The 26174-nt window shown below is 69.8% G+C and carries 23 protein-coding genes; 13 read left to right on the top strand and 10 right to left on the bottom strand.

Annotation, left to right across the window (positions count from 1 at the left end; all coding sequences use genetic code 11):
• Window positions 1–147: 147 nt before the first annotated feature.
• Both AAG801_RS22245 and AAG801_RS22250 read right to left on the bottom strand, forming a co-directional pair.
• Window positions 148–1407 carry a branched-chain amino acid ABC transporter substrate-binding protein gene (locus tag AAG801_RS22245; RefSeq protein ID WP_341890314.1) on the bottom strand — a complete coding sequence of 420 codons (1260 nt, stop codon included), beginning with the start codon at window positions 1405–1407 and terminating at the stop codon, window positions 148–150.
• A gap of 37 nt (window positions 1408–1444) precedes the next feature.
• Entirely contained in the window at window positions 1445–2125 is a 681-nt protein-coding gene (locus AAG801_RS22250) for a TetR/AcrR family transcriptional regulator (RefSeq protein ID WP_341890315.1), read from the bottom strand.
• Window positions 2126–2210: 85 nt separating this feature from the next.
• Between AAG801_RS22250 and AAG801_RS22255 the strand changes: the two genes are divergently transcribed.
• The 4 genes from AAG801_RS22255 to AAG801_RS22270 all read left to right on the top strand — a co-directional run bounded on the left by AAG801_RS22255 (window position 2211) and on the right by AAG801_RS22270 (window position 9052).
• A complete protein-coding gene (locus AAG801_RS22255) occupies window positions 2211–3854 on the top strand; it encodes an AMP-binding protein (protein WP_341890316.1) in 1644 nt (547 codons plus the stop codon).
• A gap of 16 nt (window positions 3855–3870) precedes the next feature.
• Complete coding sequence (locus AAG801_RS22260; RefSeq protein ID WP_341890317.1) at window positions 3871–7164, top strand: carboxyl transferase domain-containing protein; 3294 nt, start codon at window positions 3871–3873, stop codon at window positions 7162–7164.
• A gap of 66 nt (window positions 7165–7230) precedes the next feature.
• Complete coding sequence (locus AAG801_RS22265; RefSeq protein ID WP_341890318.1) at window positions 7231–8568, top strand: GDSL-type esterase/lipase family protein; 1338 nt, start codon at window positions 7231–7233, stop codon at window positions 8566–8568.
• Between the two features lie 112 nt (window positions 8569–8680).
• A complete protein-coding gene (locus tag AAG801_RS22270) occupies window positions 8681–9052 on the top strand; it encodes a YXWGXW repeat-containing protein (protein ID WP_341890319.1) in 372 nt (123 codons plus the stop codon).
• Window positions 9053–9083: 31 nt separating this feature from the next.
• Here AAG801_RS22270 and AAG801_RS22275 read toward each other — a convergent pair whose 3' ends face one another.
• A complete protein-coding gene (locus tag AAG801_RS22275; RefSeq protein ID WP_341890320.1) occupies window positions 9084–10325 on the bottom strand; it encodes a serine protease in 1242 nt (413 codons plus the stop codon).
• Window positions 10326–10347: 22 nt separating this feature from the next.
• Entirely contained in the window at window positions 10348–11205 is an 858-nt protein-coding gene (purU, locus tag AAG801_RS22280) for a formyltetrahydrofolate deformylase (RefSeq protein WP_101493796.1), read from the bottom strand.
• A gap of 70 nt (window positions 11206–11275) precedes the next feature.
• Between purU and AAG801_RS22285 the strand changes: the two genes are divergently transcribed.
• Window positions 11276–12610: an aminotransferase class III-fold pyridoxal phosphate-dependent enzyme gene (locus tag AAG801_RS22285; protein WP_341890321.1), complete on the top strand. Its 1335-nt coding sequence runs from the start codon at window positions 11276–11278 to the stop codon at window positions 12608–12610.
• Here AAG801_RS22285 and AAG801_RS22290 read toward each other — a convergent pair.
• Window positions 12594–13367: a ChaN family lipoprotein gene (locus tag AAG801_RS22290; protein WP_341890322.1), complete on the bottom strand. Its 774-nt coding sequence runs from the start codon at window positions 13365–13367 to the stop codon at window positions 12594–12596. The two genes, AAG801_RS22285 and AAG801_RS22290, sit on opposite strands and share 17 nt — an antisense overlap.
• 120 nt (window positions 13368–13487) lie before the next feature.
• On the opposite strand from AAG801_RS22290, the gene AAG801_RS22295 reads away from it, so the two are divergent.
• Window positions 13488–14543: an AbrB family transcriptional regulator gene (locus AAG801_RS22295; protein ID WP_341890323.1), complete on the top strand. Its 1056-nt coding sequence runs from the start codon at window positions 13488–13490 to the stop codon at window positions 14541–14543.
• A gap of 70 nt (window positions 14544–14613) precedes the next feature.
• On the opposite strand, the gene AAG801_RS22300 is transcribed toward AAG801_RS22295, so the two are convergent.
• Window positions 14614–14895, bottom strand: a complete 282-nt coding sequence (locus AAG801_RS22300; RefSeq protein ID WP_056577200.1) for a DUF3567 domain-containing protein — start codon at window positions 14893–14895, stop codon at window positions 14614–14616.
• Between the two features lie 109 nt (window positions 14896–15004).
• A complete protein-coding gene (locus AAG801_RS22305) occupies window positions 15005–16177 on the bottom strand; it encodes a DUF3108 domain-containing protein (RefSeq protein ID WP_341890324.1) in 1173 nt (390 codons plus the stop codon).
• Between the two features lie 121 nt (window positions 16178–16298).
• Between AAG801_RS22305 and AAG801_RS22310 the strand changes: the two genes are divergently transcribed.
• The gene (locus tag AAG801_RS22310) at window positions 16299–17366 is read left to right on the top strand and encodes a fumarylacetoacetate hydrolase family protein (RefSeq protein WP_099793295.1); all 1068 of its coding nucleotides are present in this window, start codon (window positions 16299–16301) and stop codon (window positions 17364–17366) included.
• A 183-nt stretch (window positions 17367–17549) separates the two neighbouring features.
• Here the strand turns inward: AAG801_RS22310 and AAG801_RS22315 are convergent, their stop codons facing one another.
• Window positions 17550–18338 (bottom strand): helix-turn-helix transcriptional regulator, encoded by a 789-nt coding sequence (locus AAG801_RS22315; RefSeq protein WP_341890325.1) that lies wholly within the window; start codon window positions 18336–18338, stop codon window positions 17550–17552.
• An 84-nt stretch (window positions 18339–18422) separates the two neighbouring features.
• Between AAG801_RS22315 and AAG801_RS22320 the strand changes: the two genes are divergently transcribed.
• From AAG801_RS22320 to AAG801_RS22330, 3 genes are read left to right on the top strand one after another with little or no spacing between them, the layout of a single operon-like run.
• Window positions 18423–20183 carry an FAD-dependent monooxygenase gene (locus tag AAG801_RS22320; protein ID WP_341890326.1) on the top strand — a complete coding sequence of 587 codons (1761 nt, stop codon included), beginning with the start codon at window positions 18423–18425 and terminating at the stop codon, window positions 20181–20183.
• Window positions 20180–20416: a hypothetical protein gene (locus AAG801_RS22325; RefSeq protein ID WP_341890327.1), complete on the top strand. Its 237-nt coding sequence runs from the start codon at window positions 20180–20182 to the stop codon at window positions 20414–20416. Before AAG801_RS22320 ends, AAG801_RS22325 begins: the two co-directional genes overlap by 4 nt.
• Before the next feature lie 4 nt (window positions 20417–20420).
• Window positions 20421–21395: a tripartite tricarboxylate transporter substrate binding protein gene (locus AAG801_RS22330; protein WP_153281867.1), complete on the top strand. Its 975-nt coding sequence runs from the start codon at window positions 20421–20423 to the stop codon at window positions 21393–21395.
• A 21-nt stretch (window positions 21396–21416) separates the two neighbouring features.
• Here the strand turns inward: AAG801_RS22330 and AAG801_RS22335 are convergent, their stop codons facing one another.
• Together AAG801_RS22335 and AAG801_RS22340 are read right to left on the bottom strand one after the other, a co-directional pair.
• Window positions 21417–22553, bottom strand: coding sequence for a hypothetical protein (locus tag AAG801_RS22335; protein WP_341890328.1), 1137 nt, complete (start codon window positions 22551–22553; stop codon window positions 21417–21419).
• A 65-nt stretch (window positions 22554–22618) separates the two neighbouring features.
• A complete protein-coding gene (locus AAG801_RS22340) occupies window positions 22619–23032 on the bottom strand; it encodes a VOC family protein (protein WP_153281869.1) in 414 nt (137 codons plus the stop codon).
• Window positions 23033–23097: 65 nt separating this feature from the next.
• Here AAG801_RS22340 and AAG801_RS22345 point away from each other — a divergent pair, with 65 nt between their 5' ends.
• The 3 genes from AAG801_RS22345 to AAG801_RS22355 all read left to right on the top strand — a co-directional run.
• Window positions 23098–24354, top strand: a complete 1257-nt coding sequence (locus tag AAG801_RS22345; protein ID WP_341890329.1) for a TraB/GumN family protein — start codon at window positions 23098–23100, stop codon at window positions 24352–24354.
• A gap of 11 nt (window positions 24355–24365) precedes the next feature.
• Window positions 24366–24737: a DUF2946 family protein gene (locus AAG801_RS22350; RefSeq protein WP_341890330.1), complete on the top strand. Its 372-nt coding sequence runs from the start codon at window positions 24366–24368 to the stop codon at window positions 24735–24737.
• A gap of 86 nt (window positions 24738–24823) precedes the next feature.
• On the top strand, window positions 24824–26174 hold a 1351-nt coding region (locus AAG801_RS22355; protein ID WP_341890331.1), incomplete at its 3' end, for a TonB-dependent receptor plug domain-containing protein.

The raw sequence follows: 26174 nt of genomic DNA on the forward strand, positions 1-26174 counted from the left end.
CCCAAGGAGGAGATCGGGGTTCACCGAACGGGCTCCCTTTAGCGCGGTAGGAGCGGATTAAACAATATCAGGAGGAGGGCGAAGCCCGGGGGACATTCGCGGAGGGAAGTACCCGGTGGCCTGGGCACGTCCCCCGAAAGCACTCAATCAGGGCCGGACCATCTTGCAGTCGGTCCCTTGCGCCAGCTCGTTCCCGGTATAGACCGCATCGGTGCGGAAACCGTAGTTGGTGCCTTCCCAGCCGACCTTCACCGCCTTGCCATCCACCGGCGCGATGGTGTTCACCACCTGCGGCAGCAGCAGCTGGTGGTCTTCGCCACGCATGCGCACCGGCCCCACCACCGAGTCGAAGCTCAGGTCCTCGAGGGCGCGCGCCACCTTCACCGTGTCGGCGCTGCCAGCCTTGGCGATGGCGGAAGCCAGCAGGCGCGGCGTCAGGTCGATGCGCGGCGCGAGGAAGTCCTTGCCGGTCTTCGCCTTGTAGGCCTTGGCCAGTGCGTCGACCTTCGGCGTGTCGGCCTGGCCCGGGTGCCATTCGGCCACCCAGGTGAGCTGCCCGGTCTTGGCCTGCGACACCGACGTGACCGTGCCAGGCACCGAGCCCGCGCTGTGGTTGAAGTAGCGCAGGTTGTAGCCCGCGTCACCCGCCGCCTTCTGCAGCAGCGTCATGTCCTGGCCCCAGTTGCCGGTGATGACCGAGTCGGCGCCGCTTTGCTTGATGTTGGCGATGTAGGGCGCGAAATCTTTCACGCGGCCGATCGGGTGCAGCGTCTCGCCGACGAACTGGATGTCGGGGCGCGCCAGGCCCACCAGCTGGCGGCCGTAGCTGGCCCACTGCTTGCCGTGGGCGTAGTCCTGGTTCAGCAGGTAGACCTTCTTCACGTCCGGCGTCTTCTTGATGTAGTTGGCCAGCGCCTTCATCTTCATCGCCGTGTTGGCCTCGGTCTGAAAGTGCCAGAAGCTGCAGCCCTTGCCGGTCATCTCGGGGTCGATCGACGAGTGGTTCAGCACGAGCAGTTCCTTGCCCGGATTGCGCTGGTTCCAGCGCGCCACGGCGAGCACCAGCGCCGTCACCACCGACGAGCCCGAGCCGCCCGTGACGATCGCCTTTGCGCCCTGGTCGATGGCCGCCTGCAGCGCGCTCTGGCTTTCCTGCGCCGAGAGCTTGCTGTCGAACTGCAGCAGCTGCAGCTTCATGCCGCCGAGAACGCCGCCCTTGGCGTTGATGTCCTCGATGGCGTACTGCGTGTGCATCAGCATCAGCTCGCCCACGTTGGCGAAGGGCCCCGACAGCGGATCGATGTAGGCGATCTTGTAGGTCGGCTGCTGCGCTTGTGCCGCCGTGCCGGCGATGGCAAACAGGGAGGCAAGGGCGATCCGCGCCAGGGGCGCATGCGTGAGCTTCATGAAGTGTCTCCGGAGGGTGTGTGAGGGACAGACGGGATCAGTTCTTCGCGCGCAGCCCGATCACGCGGCTGGCCAGCTTCGTGAGCTGCGCCACCACCTCGTCGGGCGAGAGGCGCCCGCCCGGGCGGTACCAGCTGTAGAGAAAGCCCGGCAGGCTGCAGGCCGCGAGCGCGGTGATCTTTGTCTCGTCGAAGTCGAGGTCGCCGTCGCGCCGGGCTTCTTCGAGCAGCGGGCACAGCAGGTCGTAGAAGTGGTGCGCGAGCTTCTTCTGTGCTTCGAGGTATTCGGGGCGGTACACCTGCGGTTCGCGGTACGCGAAGAAGGCCACCGGATGGTGCGCGATGGTGGCGCGGATCAGCCCTTCGATGCCCTCCATCACCTTCTCGCTCGCGCGGCGCGGGTCGGTGGCGGCGAAGTCGAGCGCGGTGAAGCAGTCGACCGCGGGGCGCCATGACAGCGTCTCGAAGATCTCCTGCTTGTCGCGGAAGTAGTAGTACACGAAGGGCTTGGTCACGCCCAGCTCGCGCACGATCTGCGCCATGGTCGTGTTGGCGTAGCCCTGCGTGGCAAAGAGCTGCGCCGCCGCCTGCAGGATGCGCTCGCGCTGCAGGTCGGTGCCCTGTGTGGCCGCGCGCTGGCGGCCCGTGCCCTGCGGCAGGTGCGGCTGCGCGGCGTGCGTGGCAGAGGGTTTGTTCGGTGTCGCGGAAGTTATACCCATGGGTAGGATTGTTCGTGCACGATGCCGCATTGGCAAGCGCCGGCCCTGCGCAGGCGGCTATCGATAACCCTGAGAAAGTGACGCCATGGAGACAACGCCCGCCACCCCCGCACGCCTCAAAGAGCTGCCGCCGCGCGTGCAGCAGCCGCTGCACGCCTACCTGCGCGATCACGCACGCACGCGCGGCGACGCCACCGCCTGCCTCTGGTACGGCCAGGCCCTGAGCTGGGCCGAGCTCGACCGTGCGAGCGACGCCTTCGCCGCGCGCCTGCAGGCCCTGGGCGTGGCCAAGGGCGAGCCCGTGGTGCTGTTCCTCAACAACTGCCCGCAGTACCTGGTGGCGCATTTCGGCATCCAGAAGATCGGCGCCATCGTCTGCCCGAGCGGGCCGCTCAACAAGGAGCACGAGCTGGCCTACCAGGTCAACGACCTGAAGGCGCGCGTGATCGTCGCGGCGGCGCCGCTCCTGCCGGTGGTGCGCAAGGTGCAGGCCGAGAGCGCGCTCGCGCACGTGTTCGTGGTGCACTACGCCGACCTGCTGCCCGCCGAGCCCACGCTCGACCTGCCGGCCGAACTCGCCGCCGAGCGCACGGCCGAACGCAGCGTGCCCGAAGGCTGCGAAGACTTCCTCGCCGTGATGCGCAGCGGCGCCACGCCGCAGCCCGTCGCCATTGACATGGACGACATCGCGCTCATGACGTACACCTCGGGCACCACCGGCCTGCCAAAAGGCGCGATGCTCAGCTACGGCAACGCGCTCTACAAGACGCGTGCCGCGGCCGACTGCAACGGCGTGGGGCCGGGCGACGTGCTGCTGTCCATCGCGCCGCTGTATCACATCGCCGGCATGCTGATGGGCGTCAACGTGCCCGTGCTCAGCGGCGCCGCCTCGGTGCTGCTGCACCGCTTCGACCCGCGCACCGTGCTGCAGGCCATTGCCACCTACAAGGTCAGCTGGTGGTACAGCATCGCGCCGATGAACGTGGCCTGCATGCAGGTGCCCGACATCGCCCGCTTCGACCTGGCTAGCCTGAAGATGAACCCGGTGACCAGCTTCGGCATCGCCTTCACCGAACCGCTGGCCGCGCAGTGGCGCTCGCACGCGAACCACTGCAGCTCGTTCGAGGCCGCTTACGGCCTGAGCGAAACCCACACCTGCGACACCTACACGCCGCACGAAGCGCCGCGCTGGGGCACGCAGGGCGTGCCGGTGCCGGGCGTGACCATCCGCATCATCGACACCGAGACGCAAGCCGACATGCCCACGGGCGAAGTCGGCGAGATCGTGCTCACCAGCGCCGGCTCGTTCAAGGGCTACTGGAACAAGCCCGAGGCCACGGCCGCCACCTTGCGCAACGGCTGGGTGCACACAGGTGACATGGGCAAGCTCGACGCCGACGGCTACCTCACCTTCATCGGCCGCTTCAAGGAAATGATCAAGGTCTCGGGCTACAGCGTGTTCCCCGAAGAGGTCGAGACCATCCTCATCAAGCACCCGGCAGTGGCACAGGCTGCGGTCATCGCGCAGCCCGATCCCGAGAAGGGCGAGGTCGTGAAAGCCTTCATCGTGCGCCAGCCCGGTGCCGCGCTCGAGGCCGATGCGCTCGTGGCCTGGGCGCGCGAGAACATGGCGAGCTACAAGGCGCCGCGCGCCGTGAGCTTCATCGACGCACTGCCCACCACCGGCGCGGGCAAGGTGCTGCGCCGCCTGCTCAAAGACAAGACCTGAAAGAAAGGCTGACTGCGTGTTTTCCAAAGTTCTGATTGCCAACCGCGGCGAGATCGCCGTGCGCCTGGTGCGCGCGCTGCGCGACCTGGGCATCGCCAGCGTGGCGGTGCATGCGCGCGACGATGCGACCGCGCTTCACGTGCAGCTGGCCGATGTGGCGGTGGCGCTCGATGCGACCGGCCCCTCGGCCTACCTCGACGTGGCCGCGTTGATCGCCGTGGCGAAGGCGCAAGGCTGCGATGCGGTGCATCCCGGCTACGGCTTCCTCAGCGAGCGCGCCGACTTCGCACAGGCCTGCGCCGACGCGGGCCTGGTCTTCATCGGCCCCACGCCCGAGCAGCTGGGCCTGTTCGGCGACAAGGCCCGTGCGCGTGAGCTGGCTGCGCAATGCGATGTGCCCGTGATGCCCGGCAGTGCGGGCGCGGTGACGCTCGCGCAGGCGCAAGCCTTCTTCGCCGAGCAGCATGCGCAAGGCGCGGGCGTGATGGTCAAGGCCATCGGCGGCGGCGGCGGGCGCGGCATGCGCGCCGTGCTCACGGCCGACGAGCTGCCCGAGGCGCACGCGCGCTGCATGTCCGAAGCCAAGGCGGCGTTCGGCATCGAAGGCGTGTACGTCGAGCGCCTGATGCGCAACGCGCGGCACATCGAGGTGCAGGTGCTGGGCGACGGCAGCGCCGTGGCCAGCCTCGGCGAGCGCGAGTGCACGCTGCAGCGCCGCTTCCAGAAGCTGGTGGAAATCGCGCCCAGCCCGTCGCTGCCCGAGCCGCTGCGCGCGCAGGTCACGCAGGCCGCATTGCGCATGGCCAAGGCCGTGGGGTATCGCGGCCTCGGCACCTTTGAATTCCTGGTCGATGCCGCATCGGCCACCTTGCCTCTCGTCTTCATCGAAGCGAACCCGCGCCTGCAGGTCGAGCACACGGTGACCGAAGCGGTGACGGGGCTGGACCTCGTGCAGCTGCAGCTCGCTGTCGCCTCGGGCGACACCTTGGGCGCACTCGGCGTGGAGGCCGACCGCACGGCGCCGCAGCGCGGCTTCGCGGTGCAGTGGCGCATCAACGCCGAGACGCTCGATGCGCAAGGCAATGCGCGCCCTGCGGGCGGCACGCTCGCGCGCTTCGACCTGCCGGCCGGCCCCGGCGTGCGCGTCGACACGCACGGCTATGCGGGCCTGGCGCCCTCGCCGCACTACGACACGCTGCTCGCCAAGCTCATCGTGCATTCGCCGTCGCCGCGTTTCGCGGACGCGCTGCGCCGCTCGCTGCGCGCGCTCGACGAATGCCATATCGACGGCATCGCCACCAACCTGCCGCTGCTGTGCGCCATTGCCGCGCGGCCCGAGTTCGCGACGCAGGCGGTGCACACGCGTTTTGTGGAAGCGCACCTCGGCGATCTGCTCGCCGACGCGAAGGCGTTTGAAAAGCACACGAAGAAGGTGACCGCGCCCGCAGTCATCAGCGCAGCGGTGCAGGAAGAGGAAGACGACGGCCTCACCGTCAAGGCACCGATGCCCGCGAAGCTGGTGCAGTTCGAAGTCGCGGTGGGCGACGTGCTGCCCGCCGGCGCGCAGCTCGGCGTGCTCGAAGCCATGAAGATGGAGCACCTGCTGCACGCGCCCGTGGCCGGCCGCGTGCTCGCGCTGCTGGCCGCGCCCGGCGACTACCTCGTCGAAGGTCAGTCGCTGGTGCGGCTGGAGGCTGTCGATGCGCAGGGCGTCGAGGCGCAGGCGCGCATCGCGCACGACCTAGACACGGTCCGTCCCGATCTGCAGAAGGTCATCGACCGCCATGCGCCCACGCTCGATGCGAACCGCAAGGCGGCGGTCGACAAGCGCCATGCGCAGGGCGGTCGCACCGCGCGCGAGAACATCGCCGACCTGTGCGACACGGCCGAAGACCCCGGCAGCTTCATCGAGTACGGCGCGCTCGCCATCGCCGCGCAGACGCGCCGCCGCTCGCTCGAAGACCTCATCGCCAACACGCCGGCCGACGGCATGGTGACGGGGCTGGGCAGCATCAACGCAAAGCAGTTCGGCCCGGAGAAATCGCGCTGCGCCGTGCTCGCCTACGACTACACCGTGCTGGCCGGCACGCAGGGCATGCGCAACCACCACAAGACCGACCGGCTGCTCGCGGTGGCGCACCAGCTCAGGCTGCCGGTGGTGCTGTTCGCCGAAGGCGGGGGCGGGCGGCCAGGCGACACCGACATGCCGATCGTCGCGGGCCTGAACAACCACACCTTCAGCCAGTTCGCGGCGCTGTCGGGCAAGGTGCCCGTGGTCGGCATCGTGCACGGGCGCTGCTTTGCGGGCAACGCGGCGCTGCTGGGCTGCGCCGACGTGATCATTGCCACCAAGGGCAGCAACATAGGCATGAGCGGCCCCGCCATGATCGAAGGCGGCGGCCTGGGCACCTTCGCGCCCGAGCAGATCGGGCCGAGCAGCGTGCAGTCGCGCAACGGCGTGATCGACATCCTGGTGGAAGACGAAGCGGCCGCCGTCGCTGCGGCCAAGCAGTACCTGTCGTACTTCCAGGGCCCGGTGAGTGACTGGCAGTGCGCCGACCCGCGCACCTTGCGCCACGTGGTGCCCGAGAACCGGCTGCGCGTGTACGACGTGCGCGCCGCGATGCGCGGCGTGGCCGACACCGGCTCGCTGCTCGAACTGCGCGCGGGCTTCGGCGCGGGCATCGTCACGGCGCTGGCGCGCATCGAGGGCAAGCCGGTCGGCCTCATGGCGAACAACCCGCACCACCTGGGCGGCGCGATCGACGTGGAGGCGGCCGACAAATCCGCGCGCTTCATGCAACTGTGCAATGCCCACGGGTTACCGATCGTGTCGTTGTGCGACACGCCCGGCTTCATGGTCGGCCCCGAAGTCGAGGCGCAGGCGCAGGTGCGCCACGTGTGCCGCATGTTCATGGTGGCCTCGCATTTGCGCGTGCCTTTCTTCGCGGTGGTGCTGCGCAAGGGCTACGGCCTGGGCGCGCAGGCCATGACCGCCGGCGGCTTCGACGCGCCCGTGTTCACCGTGGCCTGGCCCACCGGTGAGTTCGGCGCGATGGGCCTCGAAGGCGCGGTGCGACTGGGCTTTCGCAAGGAACTCGCGGCCGTGCCCGAGGGCGTGGAACGCGATGCGCTGTTCAAGCAATTGGTGGCGCAGCAGTACGCGAACGGCGAGGCGATCCACATGGCGCAGACGCTGGAGATCGATGCCGTGATCGATCCGGCCGACACGCGCAGCTGGCTGGTGCGCGGCCTGGCCTCGGCGACGCGGCCCGCCGCAGCGGCCTCGGTGTACGTCGACACTTGGTAACTTTAGGTTAGACCTCGTCACCGGCGAGGGCAAGGCGGCTCCGTACACTGGGCCGCTTTTGCACGCATGAACCTCCTTGCCCGCTGGCGCGCCGGTCTGCGCGACGCCGCTCTCTCCCCTGCACACTGGATGGCCGTTCTCGGCCTTGCGGTGCTGCTCGTGGGCGTGCAGGCGGTGTGGGCGAAGCAGGCCGAGCAGGCGGCGCGTCAGCCGGCCGAGGCGCGCTGGGTGGCGGGCTGGGCCGTGGCGGTGCTCGACTTTCGCGAGATGGCCGCGAACCCGCTCATGGCAGCGATGGGCGGCGCGCCGGACACGCGCGCGTTCCGTGCACAGACGCTGCGCCAGGTGCTGCAGCCCTCGCTCGACGGCGAGCGCGTGCGCATCCGTTTTTCGAATCGTTTCGGCAAGACGCCGCTGCGCATCGCCGCGGCCAGCGTGGCGCTGGGCACGGGAACGGACGCCGTCTCGCCGGCCTCGCTGCGCACGCTGCGCTTCGGCGGGCGCGCCACCACCACCATCGCGCCGGGCGCCGAAGCCTGGAGCGACGGCGTGGCGCTGAAGGTCGAGGCCGGACAGTCGGTGGCGGTCAGCCTCTACCTGGACCGCACCACGCCGTTTGCCACGATGTACCTGATGGGCGCCGGCGGCGGCTGGCTGGCCGAGGGCAACGCAGTGATGGCGCCCAAGCTGCCGAAGGCCGCGCCGCTGCCCATGAACCACATCGTGACCGGGCTCGACGTGCTCACCGCGCAGCCGGTGCGCACGGTGGTCGCGTTCGGCGATTCGATCACCGCGGGCGGTGGCGAATCGGGCACCGGCGCCTACCCCGACATGCTCGCCACGCGGTTGCGCGACAGCCCGCAGGCCGCGCACGAGGTGTCGGTGATCAACGCCGGCATCGGCGGCAACCGCTTGCTGGTGGACAGCATCGGACCCAACGGTCTGTCGCGCTTTGCGCGCGACGTGCTGGGCCAGAGCGGCGTGACGCACGCCATCGTGCTGCTGGGCACCAACGACATCGGCCGCGCCGCGTTCGGGGCGCTGCCCGGCGTGGAGGTGGCGCCGCACGAAGTGCCCACCGCCGAGCGCATCACCGACGGCCTCGGACAGCTGGTGAAGCAGGCGCGCGCCAAGGGCGTGAAGGTGCTGCTGGGCACCGTGCCGCCGTTTGGCAACACGCCCTACGCGACCGAGGCCAACGAGGCCATGCGCGAGGCCGTGAACCGCTGGGTGCGCAGCCGCCAGGACGTGGACGGCGTGATCGACTTCGATGCCGTGCTGCGCGACCCCGCCGCGCCGCGTCAGATGAATCCGACATTCGACAGCGGCGATCACCTGCATCCCAACCGCGCCGGCCACGCGGCCATGGCCGCGGCCATCGACCTGCGCGAACTGCAGGAATAAAGCACTCGCGCGGGCGAGAAACAGCTCTACACAAGATTTCGCGCACCGCTTACAGGCGGTTCACACGGCCCCGGCAGCATGAAAGCTCCTCCAACAACCATGGGGCTTTCTCATGAAAACACTTGCAGTTGCTCTTTCCATCGGTGCCGCCTCGTTGCTGTCCATGGGCGCCCTGACCGTTCCCACGGCCGCGCAGGCACAAGCAGTGATCATCCAGGGGCCGCCGCCCGAGCCGCGCTACGAGCGCATGCCGCCACCGCGTCGCGGCTACGTGTGGTCGCCGGGCCACTACGAGTGGCGCGGCGGTCGCCATGTGTGGGTGCGCGGCATGTACGTGCGTGCGCGCCCAGGCTATGCCTCCCGTCCGCCGGAATGGCGCGAGAACAATGGCCGCTGGGAATACAACCGCGGCCGCTGGGACCGTGACGGCGATGGCGTGCCGAACCGCGATGACCGGCGCCCGGACAACCCGTACCGCAATTGATTGACAGGCAGCGCGCGGCGCGCTGCCCCGGTCAGCGCAGGCTCACCAGCTCGAGCACTTCGCTGACCTGGAACGCGCCGCCGCTCGCGCCGCCGCGTGTCTGCACCTCGAAGCGGACCACGCGGCCCAACTCCGGCGAGAACCACACGCTGGCGCGGTAGGTTCCGTACTGGTTGCCGCCCACGGCGCCCGCGTTGGCGTAGCGCTGGGTGTAGCCCCGGTAGTTGATCTTCACCACCTTGAGTTCGCGGCCGTCGAACGGCAGCGTGGCCGCGTCGTCCACCACGCTGGCGCGCAGGTCCATCTTGATGCGCGTGCCGCCCATGGTGGCGTCGTATTCCGAGGCCCAGGCCGCGTCGGGCTCCAGGCTCGGCCGGGCCCAGCCGCCCGGCGGCATGACGCCGTCGAACTCGCCGGCCACGGCTGTCGTGACGCTGACGACCTCGCCGCCCGGCTTCTCGACATAGCCGCCGTTGTTGAAGCTGAGGCGGTCGTCGGTGGTGGTGGCCGCGTCCGCGCGGTAGATGACCTTGCGATGCGTGTTGGTGAGGCGGTCGTGCAGCTGGTACTCCACGAGGTTCGGGCGTTGCAGCGACGCTGGCGCCGGCTGCGCGGCGAGGCGCTCGATGGCGCGTTGGCCGCGCGTCGGCAGCTCTGCGATCCACGCGGCCGGCAGGGCGAGGGTCGCCGGGGCCGAGCCCGCGACGAGTCCCACCAGGCGACCTTGCGCGTCGAACAGGCCGGCACCGGCGAGGCCCGCCTCGGTCGGCGTGGCCAGTTGCAGCGATTCGAGCGCGCCCGTGGCATTGCGGCGCACGCCACCGAGCATGGAAATGCCGAGCGTCAGTTCGCGTCCGCGTGGCGCGCCGATGACGTACAGCGGCATCCCGACCTGCAGCGCGCCCGCGGGCACGACGCCCAGCGTCGGCGACACGAGGTTCGCGATGCGCAACTGGCACAGGTCGCGTTCGACATCGGGAAGCTCCAGCACCGCGCCGTAGCTCATGTTGTCGCGGCGCAGCACCACGGCACTCGCCTTGGCCAGCAGCTTGCAACTGGTGACGGCCGTGCCCGGGCCGGTGACCACCGCGCTGCCGGTGGCCAGGAGCTTGCCCTGGGCGTCGCTGGCCTGCACGACCCAGACGCTGGGCGCGACGCGCGCGAACAGCACGTCGGGCGCCAGCGGGGCGCCGCTGCCGCGTGCGTCCTGGGCGAAGGTGACGGGCGCTGCCAGAGCGGCAGCGAGGGCAAAAAGCGGAAGCTGCAGGCGCATCTGGGATCGGCGGTTGGGTTGGTTAGCGGAAAACGACCGTGCGGTGGCCGTTCAGCAGCACGCGATGCTCGCTGTGCCACTTCACGGCGCGGGCCAGCACCTGGCTCTCGGTGTCGCGGCCGCGGGCCGTGAGGTCTTCGACGGTGTCGGTGTGGTCGGCGCGGGCCACGTCCTGCTCGATGATCGGGCCTTCGTCGAGGTCGGCCGTCACGTAGTGGGCGGTGGCGCCGATCAGCTTCACGCCGCGGTCGTGCGCCTGGTAGTAGGGCTTGGCGCCCTTGAAGCTGGGCAGGAACGAGTGGTGGATGTTGATCGCGCGGCCGGCTAGGCTCTTGCACAGGTCATTGCTCAAAATCTGCATGTAGCGCGCGAGCACCACGAGTTCGGCGCCTTCGGCCTCGATGATTTCCAGCTGCTTCGCCTCGGCCTGCGCCTTGGTCGCGCCGGTCACCGGAATGTGGTGGAAGGGCACGTTGTAGCTGGCGGCCAGCTGGTAGAAGTCGCGGTGGTTCGAGATGATGGCGCGCACGTCGATCGACAGCAGGCCGCTCTTCCAGCGGAACAGCAGGTCGTTCAGGCAGTGGCCTTCCTTGCTGACCAGGATCACGGTCTTCATCGGCTGGGCGGCGGCGTGCAGTTGCAGGCTCATGCCGAAGCCGGTGGCGAAGGTCTTCAACTCTTCGCGCAGCACGGCTTCGCTGTGCTCACCGCAGGCGAAGCGCACGCGCATGAAGAACAGGCCGGTGCCGTGGTCGTTGTATTGGGCGGCCTCTTCGATGTTGGCGCCGCGCTCGAGCAGGAAGCCCGAAACGGCGTGCACGATGCCCGTCCGGTCGGGACAGGAGAGGTTCAGGATGTAGGCGGGCGTTGGGGTCGTCATCAGGGGCGTAATTGTGGCAGGGGTGCCAGAATCGCGATTTTGCTCGACCACATCACCGCAGGAGCGAGACATGGCCTTCCAGGACTTCAACATGGACAACCAGTGGTTGCCCTTCACGCCCAACCGCCATTTCAAGAAAGACCCGCGGGTTTTCGTGGCGGCCGACGGCATGACGTTCACCACGCACGACGGCAAGAAGGTCGTCGACGGCATCTCGTCGCTGTGGTGCGTGGGCGCGGGCCACAACCGCAAGCCGATCAACGAGGCGATCAAGAAGCAGCTGGACACGCTGGACTACGCCACCGCCTTCCAGGTCAGCAACGACAAGGCCTTCAAGGCGGCCGAGATGATCGCCGCGCTGGCCCCGGGCGACCTGAACAAGGTGCTGTTCTGCAACTCGGGCTCCGAGGCCGCCGACACCTCGATGAAGGTGGCGCTGGCCTACCACCGTGCGCGCGGCGAAGGCCACCGCAACGTGTTCATCGGCCGCGAGAAGGGCTACCACGGCGTGGGCTTCGGCGGCATGTCGGTGGGCGGCATTCCGGGCAACCGCAAGGTGTTCGGTTCGGCCTTCTTGCCGCGCGTGGACCACATGCGCTTCATTCACGACCCGGTGAACCATGCCTACATCCACAACCAGGAGCCGGTGTGGGCCGAAGACCCGCTGGTCGAACTCGAAAACCGCATCCTGCCGCTGCACGATGCGAGCAACATCGCCGCGATCATCGTGGAGCCGGTGGCCGGTTCGGCCGGCTGGTACCTGGGGCCGCAGGGCTACCTGAAGCGCCTGCGCGAGATCTGCGACAAGCACGGCATCCTGCTGATCTTCGACGAGGTCATCACCGGCTTCGGGCGCATGGGCACCAACTTCGCGTCCGACTTCTTCGGCGTGGTGCCCGACATGCTGAACTTCGCCAAGTGCGTGACCAACGGCGTGATTCCGCTGGGCGGCGTGATCTGCCGCGACAAGCTCTACGACGCGATGATGAAGACCGACGCGCCCGAGCACGTGGTCGAGTTCTTCCACGGCTACACCTACTCGGGCCACCCCGTGGCCTGCGCGGCGGCGGTGGCCACGCTCGATCTCTACAAGCAAGAAAACCTGTTCGCGCGCGCCGGCGAAATGGGCAAGGTGCTGGGCGATGCTTTCCACAGCACCTTCAAGGGCCTGCCGAACGTGATCGGCATCCGCAGCCTCGGTTTGGCGGCGGCGGTGGAGCTGGCGCCCATTGCGGGCTCACCGGGCAAGCGGGCCTACGACGTGTTCCTCGACTGCTTCCACAAGGGCGCGCTGGTGCGGGCCGCCGGCGACGTGCTGGTGATTGCGCCGCCCTACATCGTCGAGAAGCAGCACATCGACACGCTGGTCAACACGCTGGCGGACTCGATCAAGAAGTTCGCTTGAGCACGCCCGCGCAATAGTCCACCGGCGGCAGCGCCGGTGTGCGCCAGGTGGCGTCGTAGGCAGCGGTGTCGTCTTCGGTCGAACCGCCGGCCTGCAGGTGGACGGTCTTCACCGACACATCCGTCGGCAGGTGCTGCGGCACGCCCAGCACCTTGGTGACGTGGCCCGCGCCGGCGATCAGCAGCACCGTCTTGCCCGGTTGGCGGGCCTTCACCACCGCCTGCGCCATGGCGCGATCGCGCCCGACCTGGATGCGCGTCATGGGGCCGATCTGCGATTCGGGCAGCAGCTTGCAGTGGCCTTCGCGCACGGCCTCCTGCTGCATGGCGTAGGCCTCGCCGTTGAGCTGCACGTCGAGCGACACGTCGGCCATCGCGTCCTTCATGCGCGCACGTGGCAGGTTGGCGCCGACCACGGGCACGCCGGCGCGCACAGCGGTCATTACGGACGGGCCGTAGCGCGTCCAGGGCCAGGCCTTGTCGTTCCAGCCGAGGGCGGTCTGCACCTGCGCGTCGGTCGCGGTGACGGGCAGGCGGGCGCTGCTGCGGCCTTCCTCGGCCATCTCGAGCGCCAGCGCGGCAAGCTGGCCGCGCTCGACCAGGGCCTGCACGGTTTCGCGCTCGAGGGTGTGGTGTTCGGGGGCGTCGTGCTGTTCGCCGAGCAGCAGGGCATCGGCCGGCAGCAGCGCGGCCACGCGGCGCGCGACGGGCGCCTCGGCGGACAGCGCGGCGCAGCCGGCGAGCAGGGCGGCGGCCATCAGCGGCGCAAGGAGTCGGGAAGCGCGGGAAGGGCGAGGAAGCATCCCGCCATACTATGCCCGGCGCCCTGCACCGGGCTGTCGTCCTTTTCCGCCGTTTGACGTCGTTTGTTCCTGCCCGTGTCGTTCCGTTTTTTCTTCCGCGTGCTGGCCACGCTGCTGCTGGCGCTGGCCGCCGCCCTCGTGTGTGTCGCGCTGCACACCCCGCTGCCCTGGATGATCGGCCCGCTGTTCGCGGTGTCGCTGGCCTCGATCGCGGGCCTGCCGACCGCCAGCCACACGCCGCTGCGCAACATGGGGCAATGGGCCATCGGCATGGCGCTGGGCCTGTATTTCACGCCGCAGGTGGTGACGCTGGTGGCCGGCGTGTGGTGGGCGATCTTGCTGGCCATTGGCTGGGCGCTGCTGCTGGGCTGGGCCTTCGGGCGCTGGCTGCACCGCGTGCATGCGGCGCGCATGCCGCATGTGCCGGCGAAATCCATGAGAGCCACGACTTACTTCGCAGGCGCCATCGGCGGGGCCTCGGAGATGACGCTGCTGGCCGAATCGGCCGGCGCGCGCACCGACCTCGTGGCCGCTGCGCACAGCCTGCGGCTGATGGTGGTGACGGTGACGATCCCGTTCGCGATGCAGTGGAGCGGGCTGCACGGCCTGGAGATCAACCCGCCCGGCGTGCGCGAGGTGAACCCGGCCGGGCTGGCCCTGCTGGTGCTGGCCACCGGCGTGGGCGGGCTGGTGATGCGGGCGCTGGGCCGCACGAATCCGTGGTTCATGGGGCCGCTGCTGGTGGCGATGGGGCTCACGGTCGCGGGGCAGTCGCTGTCGGCGGTGCCGACCTGGCTGTCGAATACCGCGCAGCTGGTGATCGCCGTGAGCCTGGGTGTGCGTTTCAGCCGCGAGTTTCTGCACACGGCGCCGCGCTGGCTCGGTTCGGTGGCGCTGGGCACGGTCGGCATGCTGGTGCTGTGCGCCGGCGCGGCCTGGCTGCTGGCGTGGGCGACCGGGCTGCATCCGGCCACGATGATCCTGGGCACCTCGCCCGGCGGCATCGCCGAGATGTCGATCACGGCCAAGGTGCTGCAACTGGGCGTGCCGGTGGTCACGGCGTTTCAGGTGTGCCGGCTGGTGGCGGTGCTGCTGATCGTGGGGCCGATGTACCGGTGGACCGAGCGTTGACGGCTTGGGAGACAGGCAAAGAAAAAGCGCCCCGCGGGGCGCTCGTTTCATTCGGGGAGGGGCAGGCCGCTCAGTGCACCAGCACCGGCGTGTGCGCCAGCTCGGCGTAGCCCTCGAGCGTGTCCTCGACCTCTTCCTGGGTGGGCGTGTTGAGCTGCCAGGCGGCGATCTGCTGCTGGAACAGTTCGGCCCAGGAGCCGTCGAGGTAGACCTCTTTGCCGGAGCGCTTGTCCACGATCTCGAAGCCGTGACGCTCCAGCACGGGGCCGTTGGGCTTCGTGCTCGGCTCGTCGCCGTCGTTCGGCTGGACGTGCACGACGACGAAGGACTCGGAGTCGTAAAGCATGTTCATGGCGGGCCCTGTGAGGATGTCGATGGCGTTCATGGGGTTTAGATAGCAATCAACGCGCCAGTTTCAAGAACAGTTGTCGTCGCGCCGTTGATATGTGAGCCTTTTTGCCTCAATTGGCGGGCGCTTCGGGTAGGGGTTTGCGCAATTGGGCGTCAGCAAAATCGCCGTTTGCCTCGGTTTGCCGGATGCGAACGGGCAGGTAACCGTACTTCGGCGCCAGCCAGAGTTCCAGTTTCCGGTCGAATTCCTTGCGCGGCGTCCGGGTGAGCTTGCGCGCGGTGAATTCGCCGGCCGGAAGGCTCAGCTGCTCCTCGTCGCCGACTTCGAAGACCCACACATCGCCGTCGCGCACGCCCACGGTCTGCACCGAGATCCGCGTGCCGGCGGGGTACCGCGTCGGGCTGGCCGCCAGCAGGCCGCCCAGCTGCATCATGACGCTCATGCGGTCCTGCGCGCCGGGCTGCAGGGGCACGGGCGGTGCGTTGTTGCTGAAGACGATCTGCCCCTGGTCGCGCACGAAATGCGAGGCCACCTCGGCCTTGCGGCTTTCCGAATAGCGCTCGGGTTCCAGGCCCGAGGGGCCGATCTTGCCGGTGCTGTGCCAGTTCAGCAGGGTGAAGAACACCGCCTTGAGCGAGAGGCGCCCGTCGTAGCGGCTGCCGTCCTGCAGCCAGACCAGCTCGCCGAACACGCCGCGCTGCGGCGAGGCGCCCTTCTGGCCCGTGGCCTCGAAATCGAGCGTGACCGAGCCCGGAATCCGCAGCGCCTGGGTGCCGGCGATGGTGCCCGAGGCGCCGCTGCCGGCCGTGGTCGTACCGCCCGGCGTGCCACCGGGCGTGTTGCCCGTGGCGGCGGCCGGGGCGCTGGCGGGCGTTTCGGGTGCTGTTGCTCCTGAATCTGTAGCGGCTTGCGCTGTCTGTTCGGGCGTTTCGGGGGGAGGCGTCTGTGTCGATGCTTCGGGCACGGGGGCTGGGGCCGGCTTGGGCCGGGGCACCGACGCCTCGCGCGGGCGCTTGGGCTTGGCCGGTGGCGGCGGCTTGGCCGCGACCGGCGCGGCGGCCGGTGCCGCGGGCGCTTCCGCCGCGGGCGGCGCGATCACGATCGTGCGCGTGATGAACTTGCTGGCCAGCGGCGAAGGCTCCGGTCCGATCGCCATCGGCGCCAGCCCGAGCAGCAGCAGGTGCGCCAGCGCCACCGCCAGCGTCAGCCCCGCGAGCGCGCGCCAGGACGGGCGTCCGGGCAGGCCGAGGGACAGCGGTGAGGGCGCGACGTGCGTCGACATGGGTAGGTGGAGTGGGCCGCGGCGCCGAGGTTCACGAAGACCACTCGGTACACTGCCGCCCGTTCAACCAGTTTAGTGGGCGCCGCGCTGCGCCCCTGCTCCCTTAGCTCACGCCCGCATCATGAAACTCGCCACCCTGAAGGACGGCTCGCGCGACGGCCAGTTGGTCGTCGTCTCGCGCGACCTCACGCTCGCCCACTACGCCACCGGCATCGCCCACCGGCTGCAGCAGGTGCTGGACGACTGGGGCTTCATGAGCCCGCAGCTGCAGGACCTGTACGACGCGCTCAACCAGGGCCGCGCACGCCACGCCTTTCCCTTCGACCCCGCCCAGTGCATGGCGCCGCTGCCGCGCGCCTACCAGTGGGCCGACGGCTCGGCCTACCTGAACCACGTCGAGCTGGTGCGCCAGGCGCGCAACGCCGAAGTGCCCGAGAGCTTCTACACCGACCCACTCATGTACCAGGGCGGCAGCGACGACTTCCTGGGCCCGGTCGACGACGTGATCGTGCCCAGCGAGGCCATGGGCATCGACTTCGAGGCCGAGATCGCCGTTGTCACCGGCGACATCAAGATGGGTTCCACGCCCGACCAGGCCCTCGACGGCATCCGCCTCGTGATGCTGGCCAACGACGTGAGCCTGCGCAACCTCATCCCGGCCGAACTGGCCAAGGGCTTCGGCTTCTTCCAGAGCAAGCCCGCCACCGCCTTCAGCCCCGTGGCCGTCACGCTCGACGAGATCGGCGCCGCCTGGCAGGACGGGCGCGTGCACCTGGCGCTGCAAAGCAGCTGGAACGGCCGCAAGGTCGGCCTGTGCGACGCCGGCCCCGAGATGACCTTCCACTTCGGCCAGCTCATCGCCCACATCGCCAAGACCCGCAACGTGCGCGCCGGCAGCATCGTCGGCAGCGGCACCGTGAGCAACAAGGGTGTCGAGAAAAACGGCCGCATGGAATGGCCCAAGGGCTACTCGTGCATCGCCGAGAAACGCTGCATCGAAACCATCCAGGACGGCGCACCCGCCACCGACTTCATGAAGTTCGGCGACACGATTCGCATCGAGATGAAGGGGCTGGACGGGCGCTCGCTGTTCGGTGCGATCGATCAGGAGATCGTGTCGACGGCGGGGCGGGCGGTGGAGGCGCCGGTGTCGGTGGTGAAGGCGGGTGAGGAATCCGCTGGGGATTGAAGTTTTGATCCCATGAGGTCAAAACTCATTGGATTGCTGACTGGTTGATCGATATTGCTCCCATGGGGGCAAAAATAGATTGCGTCACTAGCTTGACGTGCGGGGCGCCCGACCTGCTGCAGCTCCGGCGGTGGGCCACTTTCAATTGCCTGATCGGCGGCTGAGCGTCATCGACGACGCCGGTCAGGCGGCAGCCACCACGCCGCCCCGCAGCAACTCCTTCTGCGTCCGAATCCCCAACCGCCGGAACGCCCGGTACTGATGCGTGCGCACCGTGCTCAGCTCCACCCCCAGCGCGCGCGCCGTGTCCTTCGCGGTGCGGCCGGCCATCAGGTGGCCGATCACCTCGCGTTCGCGCAGGCTCAGCGTCAGCAGTCGCGAGGCGAGGGTGGGCGCGGCCGCTTCGTGCACGGCCGCCGCGCTGCGGCTGTGGGCGCTGGCGGCGTCGGCCAGCAGCGTGGCGTGGGCGGCGATGACGGCGAAGTCGGTCTCGCCGAACTCGGGCTGCGCCAGGCTGCGGTAGAAGCTCACGGCCACGCGCTGGCCGCTCGGGCGCAGCAGCAGCACCGAACTGCGTTCGCGGATGCCCACGTCGCCGTAGCAGGCGGCGCGGTAGGCGGGGTCGGCCACCTCGTCGCCGTGCTGGTGGCCCATCCACAGCTGCGCGCGTTTCGGCAACTTGCGCGCGGCGAGCCACGCCATGTTGGGGTCGAGCAGGTCGAAGCGCTGCGCCACGTAGCGCTCGGCGGTGCGCTCGGCCGTGTGGCCGTAGCTGCTGGCGGCCGAGACGGTCTCGATGCGGCCGGTGGCATCGACGCCGAACACGGTGCAGAAGGTGACGGGCATCACGCGGTGCATGGCCGCGAGGCAGCTGGCCGCCAGGTGCGGCGTGCCGATGCCCGCAAGCACGTCGCCGACGACGGCGGCCGACAACTGCGCGTCGGCGGCGGGATGGAGGCGCCAGCGTTTCATGGGGTTTTTAAGGGGGACTAGGGTAAATACCTCCTACGAAGTTATGACATTGGCGCGGGCGCTGCATCGGGACAATCCCGTTCCATGACCACCACCCGTACCGCCGACGCCGCCACCGGCCCAGTGCCGCCGCCGTCCTCCGCGACCGCGCTGCCGCCTTCGGTCGGCGCCTTCCACTACACCCGCTTCGCGCCGCGCCTCCCGTCGCTCGACGCCGACGGCATGGAGCCCGGCGGCCACCCCGTCGTGATCGCGGGCGGCGGCCCGGTGGGCATGGCGCTGGCGCTGGGGCTCGCCAACCACGGCGTGCGCAGCGTGGTGCTCGAGGCCGACGACACGGTCTGCGTGGGCAGCCGCGCGGCCTGCATCTCGCGCCGCAGCCTGGAGATCGTCGAGCGCCTGGGCGCGCTGCCGGCCTTCCTGGGCAAAGGCCTGCCGTGGAGCGTCGGGCGCAGCTTCTACAAGACGGCCGAGGTGTTCCGCTTCGAGATGCCGCAGGACGCGCAGCAGAAGCTGCCGCCGATGATCAACCTGGAGCAGTACTACATCGAGCAGTACCTGCTGGACGAGATCGAACGCCGCAACGCCGCGACGCCGGGGCTCGTGGACATCCGCTGGGGCACCGAGCTCACCGCGCTCGCGCAGGACGAGGATGGCGGTGGCGTGACGCTCGACGTGCGCAACGCCGAAGGCGCCTACCGCCTGCGCGGCCAGTGGCTCGCGGCCTGCGACGGCGGCCAGAGCTTCGTGCGCAAGTCGCTCGGGCTGGCGCTCGAGGGCACGGGCTACGAAGGCCGCTACGTGATCATCGACATCGAACTGCACAGCGGCCACCCGACCGAGCGCCGCGCCTGGTTCGACCCGCCGTGGAACCCCGGCTCGACCGTGCTGATGCACCGCCAGCCCGACGACATCTGGCGCATCGACTACCAGTTGCGCGCTGGGCAAAGCACCGAAGACGCGCTGCAGCCCGCGGCCGTGGCCGAGTTCGTGCAGCGCCACCTTGACGCCATTGGCGAAGGCCACCTGCCGTGGAAGACGGTGTGGACCTCGGTCTACCGCGCCGGCGCGATGACGCTCGACAGCTACCGCCACGGCCGCGTCGTGTTCGCGGGCAACGCGGCGCATGCGATGCCGATCTTCGGCGTGCGCGGGCTCAACTCGGGCTTCGACGACGCCGACAACCTGGCCTGGAAGCTGGCCTGTGTGGCGAAGGGCCTGTCGGGCGCGGCGCTGCTCGATGCGTACTCGCAGGAGCGCATCGCGGCCTTCCACATCAACGCCGAGGCCGCGATGCGCAGCACCGAGTTCATGTCGCCGCCCTCGCGCGGCTTCGACCTGCTGCGCGAGGCGGCGCTGTCGCTTTCGGAGGCGCACCGCGGCATCGCGCAGCTCATCAACCCGCGCCAGACGCAGGCCGTGCGCTACGACGATTCGGCGCTGTCGAGCGCGGGCGACACGTTGCCCGCCGGGCCGCGGCCGGGCGAGGCGATGCCCGAGCAGCCGCTCGCGCAAGGTCACCTGACCGACTGGATCGGCCCCCTGTTCACGCTGCTGGTGCTGCGGCCGGACGTGGTGCCGCTGCCCGCCGCCGACATCGCGCAGGCGCAGCAAGGCGCCTTGCCTTTCGCGGTGCGCACCATCGGCAGCCTTGGCCGCAGCAGCAGCGCCGATGCGCAGGCATCTCCAGCCGTCTTCGCAGCGCTCGGCGCGCAAGACGGCGCCGTGTATTTGCTGCGCCCCGACGGGCACGTGGCCGCGCGCTGGCACCGCCTGCCAGCCGGTGCACTGCCCGCCGCGCTGGCCCGCGCCGCTGCCGCCATTTCACAGGACATTCCCGCATGACCACCACCGCCCCCGCGCTCCACCCCGACGCCCGCGACCGCTTGTACGCCGAGTGCGCGCGCGCCATCACCGAAGCCGGCGCCGAACGCGAATCGCTGTTCCTCGCGCGGCTCGCGTTGCTGCTGTTCGAGCAGGTCGGCGACGAGGCGCGCTGCCGCGCCGCGCTGGCCGACGCATTGCGCGCGCTGCCCGTACCATCGCTGTCCGCTTCCGAACAACAACATGGAGATTGATCTCATGGATCGCCGCACCCTTCTCGCCACGCTCGCTTCCGGCGCCGCCGTGGCCGCCACCCCCTTCGCCCACGCACAGGACTATCCCGCGCAGCTCATCAAGTGGGTCGTGCCGTACCCCGCGGGCGGCGGCACCGACGTGATCGCACGCGTGCTGGCCGAGGCCATGCGCCAGACGCTGGGCCAGCAGATCGTGGTCGACAACCGCCCCGGCGCGTCGACCAACATCGGCGCCGACCTGGTCGCCAAGAGCAAGCCCGACGGCTACACGGTGCTCTCGGCCGACAACGCCGTGCTGGCCTTCAACGAGCACCTGTTCAGCAAGCTGCCGTTCAACCCCGAGAAAGACTTCACCTACATCGGCGCCATCGGCAAGTTCCCGCTCGCGCTGGTCGTGCATCCGGACTTCCCGGCCAAGACCTTCAAGGAGTTCCTGGCCTACGTGAAGGCCAACCCCGGCAAGGTCAACTACGCGTCGCCCGGCAACGGCTCGCCGCACCACCTGGCGATGGAAATGTTCAAGGCGCGCACCGGCACCTTCATCACCCACATCCCGTACCGCGGCGCGGCACCGGCCATGGCCGACGTGATGGGCGGCCAGGTGCCGTGCATGTTCCTGGACCTGGCCTCGGGCCTGCCGATCATGCAGGGCAACAAGGTGCGCGTGCTGGCCATCGGCTCGGGCGCGCGCAGCAAGCGCCTGCCCGACGTGCCGACGCTGGCCGAAGTGGGCGTGCCCAACACCGAGGTGTTCGCGTTCCAGGGCATCCTCGGCCCGGCCGGCCTGCCCGCCGCCGTGGTGAACAAGCTCAACAGCGACCTGAACAAGGCCTTCAGCACGCCGGCCGTGCAAAAGCGCTTCGACGACTTCGGCATGGAAGCGATGCCCGGCACGCCGGCGCAGTTCGCGGCGTTGTCGCGCGCGGAATCGAAGCGTTGGGGTCCGATCATCAAGCAGGCCGGCATCAAGCTGGACTGATGCTGCTGAAGGGCGTTCGCCTCAACGGGTGAACGCTTTTCTGGAGCCGTCTTCGAAGACTTCGTCGTCGCGCTGCAGCTCGCCGTTTTCGTCCCAGCTGCGTTCGCGCGTCACGCGGCCCTTGTCGTCGAAGCTCGACTCGGCCAGCAGTTCGCCTTTTTCATTGAAGCGCTGGTGCGTGCCCACGGGCACCTGCCGGCCGCGCCCCGGCGCGAGGTAGCGGCCCTGTGCGGCGCGCTGGCCGCTGTCGTAGAACTCGGTCACGTCGACCGTGCGCTCGCTGCCGGCGCCGCTGTAGACGGCCTTGCTGCGCGGCTGGCCGTTGAGGTGGTAGCTGTCGTCGCTCACAGGCTCACCCGAGGCGTTCCAGCGCTGGTCGCGCACCAGCGACCCGCGGTCGGAAAACTCCTGCTCGCGTTGGCGGATCGACGAGCGACCGACCAGCAGCCACACGGTTTCGCGCCGCTTCACGCCTTCTGACGAAAAACTGCGCTCCACGCGCCGGTTGCCGCTGGTCTCGTCGACCACCGACGGCTTGCCGTTGTCGTAGAACTCCTGCGTGCGCACGCGTTTGCCCGCCTGGTACGAGAGCTTCGAGCGCAGGGTACCGCGCGCATCGAACAGGTCGACGTTCGACGGTCCGCCCGTGAAGCCGCACAGCTTGGCATCGTCGGCCACCGGCGCCAGCACGGGCGCCTCGGCGCAGCGCAGCATCGACATCTGGCCGCGCTCGGTGAACTCGACCATGGCGCGCTCGGTGCCGCGGTCGGGATGGAAGGTGGCGCGCCGCAGCTGGCCGCCGGGGTAGAAGCTGCGCACGAGGCCGCGTTCCTGGCCGTCGTCGTACGTGGCGTCGCGCAGCACCTGGCCGCCGGGTGCGAACTCGCGCGCGCGGCCCTGCATGTTGCCCTTGGCGTTGACGGTGTGTTCGCGCGCGAGCTTGCCCTTTTCGTAGAAGCGCACCAGGCCCATGAAGACGCCGTTCTGCACCTGCTGCTCGCGCTGGAGTTCGCCGGTGCCGCGGTCCTTGCAGCGCATGAGGCCGGTCTTGCCGGCGGTGCTGTTGCCATCGGCCGGGCTCACGCGCTGGCCGTTGAGCTCGCACTCCTGCTGCGCGTGGACTACCGGGGTACCCAGCAGCGCGGCCAGCACGATCACCGCCGGGCCGAAGAGGGACGCGGCCGCCCGGGGCGCCCGAAGAGCGGGAGCGGGCGGGCGCGGGGTCACTTGTCGTAAAGCGTGTCGAGCGAACGGAAGCCCTTGACCTCGATCGGGTTGCCGAAGGGGTCGCAGAAGAACATCGTCCACTGCTCGCCCGGCTGGCCTTCGAAGCGCACCTGCGGCTTCAGCACGAAGTCGGTGCCGGCGGCCTCGAGGCGCCCGGCCAGTGCCTGCCAGTCGGGCAGCGCGAGCACGATGCCGAAGTGCGGCATGGGCACCATCGCATCGCCGACGCGGCCGGTGCGGGTGGTGGCAAAGGGTTCACCGAGGTGCAGCGAGAGCTGGTGGCCGAAGAAGTCGAAATCGACCCAGGTGTCGGTGCTGCGGCCTTCGGCGCAGCCGAGCACGTCGCCGTAGAAGCGGCGGGCGCCGTCGAGGTCGCGCACGTGAATGGCAAGGTGAAAGATGCTTTGCATGGTTTTGGATTATGGGCAGCGGTGCTGTGAGAATGCCGGACTTTCTTTCAATCATGGAGCTCGCCTTGCGGATACTCCGAGCCCTCGTCGCACCGCTGCGCCTGCTGTCGCGCGGCACTGACCGGCCGGCGCCCCAGCGCCTTCTTGCACGTCTGACCCGCCAGGCCTTCGCGGCTGTCGGCGGTTGTTTTCTTGCGGTCGCGGCGCACGCCGCCGCCTGCCCGCCCTCGGCCATCGCGAGCCTCGAGAAGCCCGGCATCGGCCTGCGCAACGGCGTCGACCGCGGCCTGCTGTGGCGCATCGAACGCGACGGCCGCACCTCGTGGCTCTACGGCACCCTGCACCTGGGGCGCGGCGAATGGGTGCGCCCCGGCCCGACCGTGCAGAAGGCGATGGCGCAGAGCGACACGCTCGCGCTCGAGCTCGACTCGCGCGACGAGGCCACGGTGCGCGCCCTGAGCCAACCCGCCGACCCGGCCGCGGTGGCGCGCGTGCTCAGCGGCGAACGCGCCCGCCGGCTCGAGCGCCAGAACGCCGAGGCCTGCGTGTCGCCGGGGTCGACCGCCAGGCTGCCGCCCATCCTGCAGGTCACGACGCTGACCACGCTGGCGGCACGCGCCGACGGCCTGTATGCGGAGTTCGGTGTCGACGAGACGCTGGCCGTCTCGGCCCGCAACAGCAACAAGCCGATCGTCGCGCTCGAGAGCGCGGCCGACCAGCTGCGCTGGCTCACCGGCGGCTCCGAAGCCGAAGAGGCCGAGCAGATCGACGCCATGCTCGACGAGTTGGAGTCGGGCCGGCTGCGCGGCCAGCTCAAGACGCTGGCCGACATCTGGGCGCGCAGCGACGCGGCCCGGCTGGCGCGGTACCCCGAGTGGTGCGAGTGCCTGAACACGCCGGCCGAGCAGCGCCTCATGAAGCGCCTGCTCGACGACCGCAACCCCGGCCTGGCCGACGGCATCGAGCGCCTGCATGCGGGCGGGCGCAGCGCGTTCGCCGCGGTCGGTGCGCTGCACATGGTCGGCGCGCAGGGGCTGCCCACGCTGATGGCGGCGCGCGGCTTCACCGTGACCCCGGTGCTCACCGAGGCGCAGGCGCAGATGGCGTTGCCGATGCCGCCGCTCGCAGCGCCCGAACCGCCGGCCCGCAAGGCCGTGCGCGGTGGCAAGAACGTCAAGGGGCAGAAGGCGGTCAAGGGCGCAGGCCAGAAGGCCGCCGCGAAGGGCGGGGCCAAGCCGGCTGCCAAAGCCGCTGCTGCGACCAAGGGCAAGGCCGCACCCCGTGCCGCCCCCAAGGCCACCAACAGCAAAGTGCGCCGATAATCGCGACCGCCATGCACACGCTGCGCTCCCACCCCCGCCTGATCGGCCGTCTCGGCCGGTGGGTGCTGTTGTGGTTCGTGCTGTCGCTGGGCGTGGCGGTGGCGTCGCCGGTGGTGCATCCGCAGGCGATGGAACTGGTGTGTTCCGGCGCCGGCACCATCAAGGTGGTGGTCCACACCGAAGACGGCGTGCAGGACATGGGCGCCACGCACATGGACTGTCCGCTGTGCGTGCTGACCGGCGCACCGCCCCCGCCGCCGCTGGCAACCGCTTTCGATGCGCCCCTGCCGCTGGGACGCATGCTTCAACCGATTCCCGCCGCGCGCCATGCCGCGGCCACGGCCGCACCGCTGCCGGCCCGTGGGCCCCCGCGTTCCGCCTGAGCGATCAGCAACAGCGCTGCCTGCCGGTGCACCCCGGGTGCGCGCAGGCAGTCCCTTTAGCTTGAAGTTCGTGGAGCCGGTTCCCCATGAAGCAGCACTCCCGCGCCCTGGCGATCGCCATGGCATTTCCTCTCAGCGCGCCGGTGTGGGCGCAGCAGCAAACGCCGCCGGACGTTGATCCGCCCGAGGCCGGCGCTGCGGCTGCCCCGGGCCGCACGCTCGGCACCGTCACCATCAGTGGTGGCCGGCCGACCTCGCTGCCGACGCAGATCCCGACCACCATCGAAGGCGTGACCGCCGAGCAGATCGCCGAGACGGTCAACGCGACCGACGCCGAAGACGCGCTCAAGTACCTGCCGAGCCTGCTGGTGCGCAAGCGCTACATCGGCGATTTCAACCACGCGGTGCTCGCCACGCGCGCCTCGGGCACGGGCAACAGCGCCCGCGCGATGGTCTACGCCGACGGCATCATGCTGTCAAACCCGCTGGGCAACGGCGCCACCTTCGCGCCGCGCTGGGGCATGGTGTCGCCCGACGAGATCGAGCGCGTCGACGTGCTCTACGGCCCGTTCTCGGCCGCCTACCCGGGCAATTCGGTGGGCGCCGTGGTCGACTACGTGACGCGCATGCCCACGCAGCTCGAGGCGCACGTCAAGCTCAGCGGCTTCGCCTCGAACTTCGACCTGGACAAGAGCCATTCGTCGCCGGGCGGCCAGCAGCTCGACCTGTCGCTGGGCAGCCGCAGCGGCGACTGGTCGTGGTGGCTCGGCGCCTCGCGCACCCACAGCAAGGGGCAGGTGCTGTCGTTCGCGAACCGGCTCGTGAGCGCCGGTAATGTGGGCACTGCGGGCACGCCCGTCACCGGCGCGGTGCTCGGGCTGAACCCGTCGAACCAGCCGTGGTGGCTGCTGGGCGGCACGACCGCCTACGACACGACCCAGGAGCAGGCCAAGCTCAAGCTGGCCTACGACTTCTCGCCCACGGTGCGCGCCACCTACACGCTGGGCGCCTGGCACAACACCACGCACGGCGGCACCGACACCTACTTGCGCGATGCGCTCGGGCAGCCCGTGTACGGCGGGCGCGTGAACCTCGGCGGGCGCACCTTCACCCTCGACACGCCGGCCGCCGCCTTCGCACCGACCGAGACGGCGCTCACGCACTACATGCACGGCCTCTCGGTGAAGAGCCACACGGGCGGCGTGTTCGACTGGGAGGTGGCGGCGAGCCTGTTCGACTACGCCAAGGACACCTCGCGCACGCCGACCGCGCCTTTGCCGGGCGCTTTCTACGGCGGCCCCGGCCGCACCACCGACATGGGCGGCGCCGGCTGGCACACCTTCAAGGCCGCGGGCACCTGGCGGCCCACCGGCTCGGCCGAAGGCGTGGGCGCGCACGTGGTCGACTTCGGTGTCCAGCAGGACACCGCACGACTGC

The organism is Variovorax sp. YR752 (assembly GCF_943372545.1).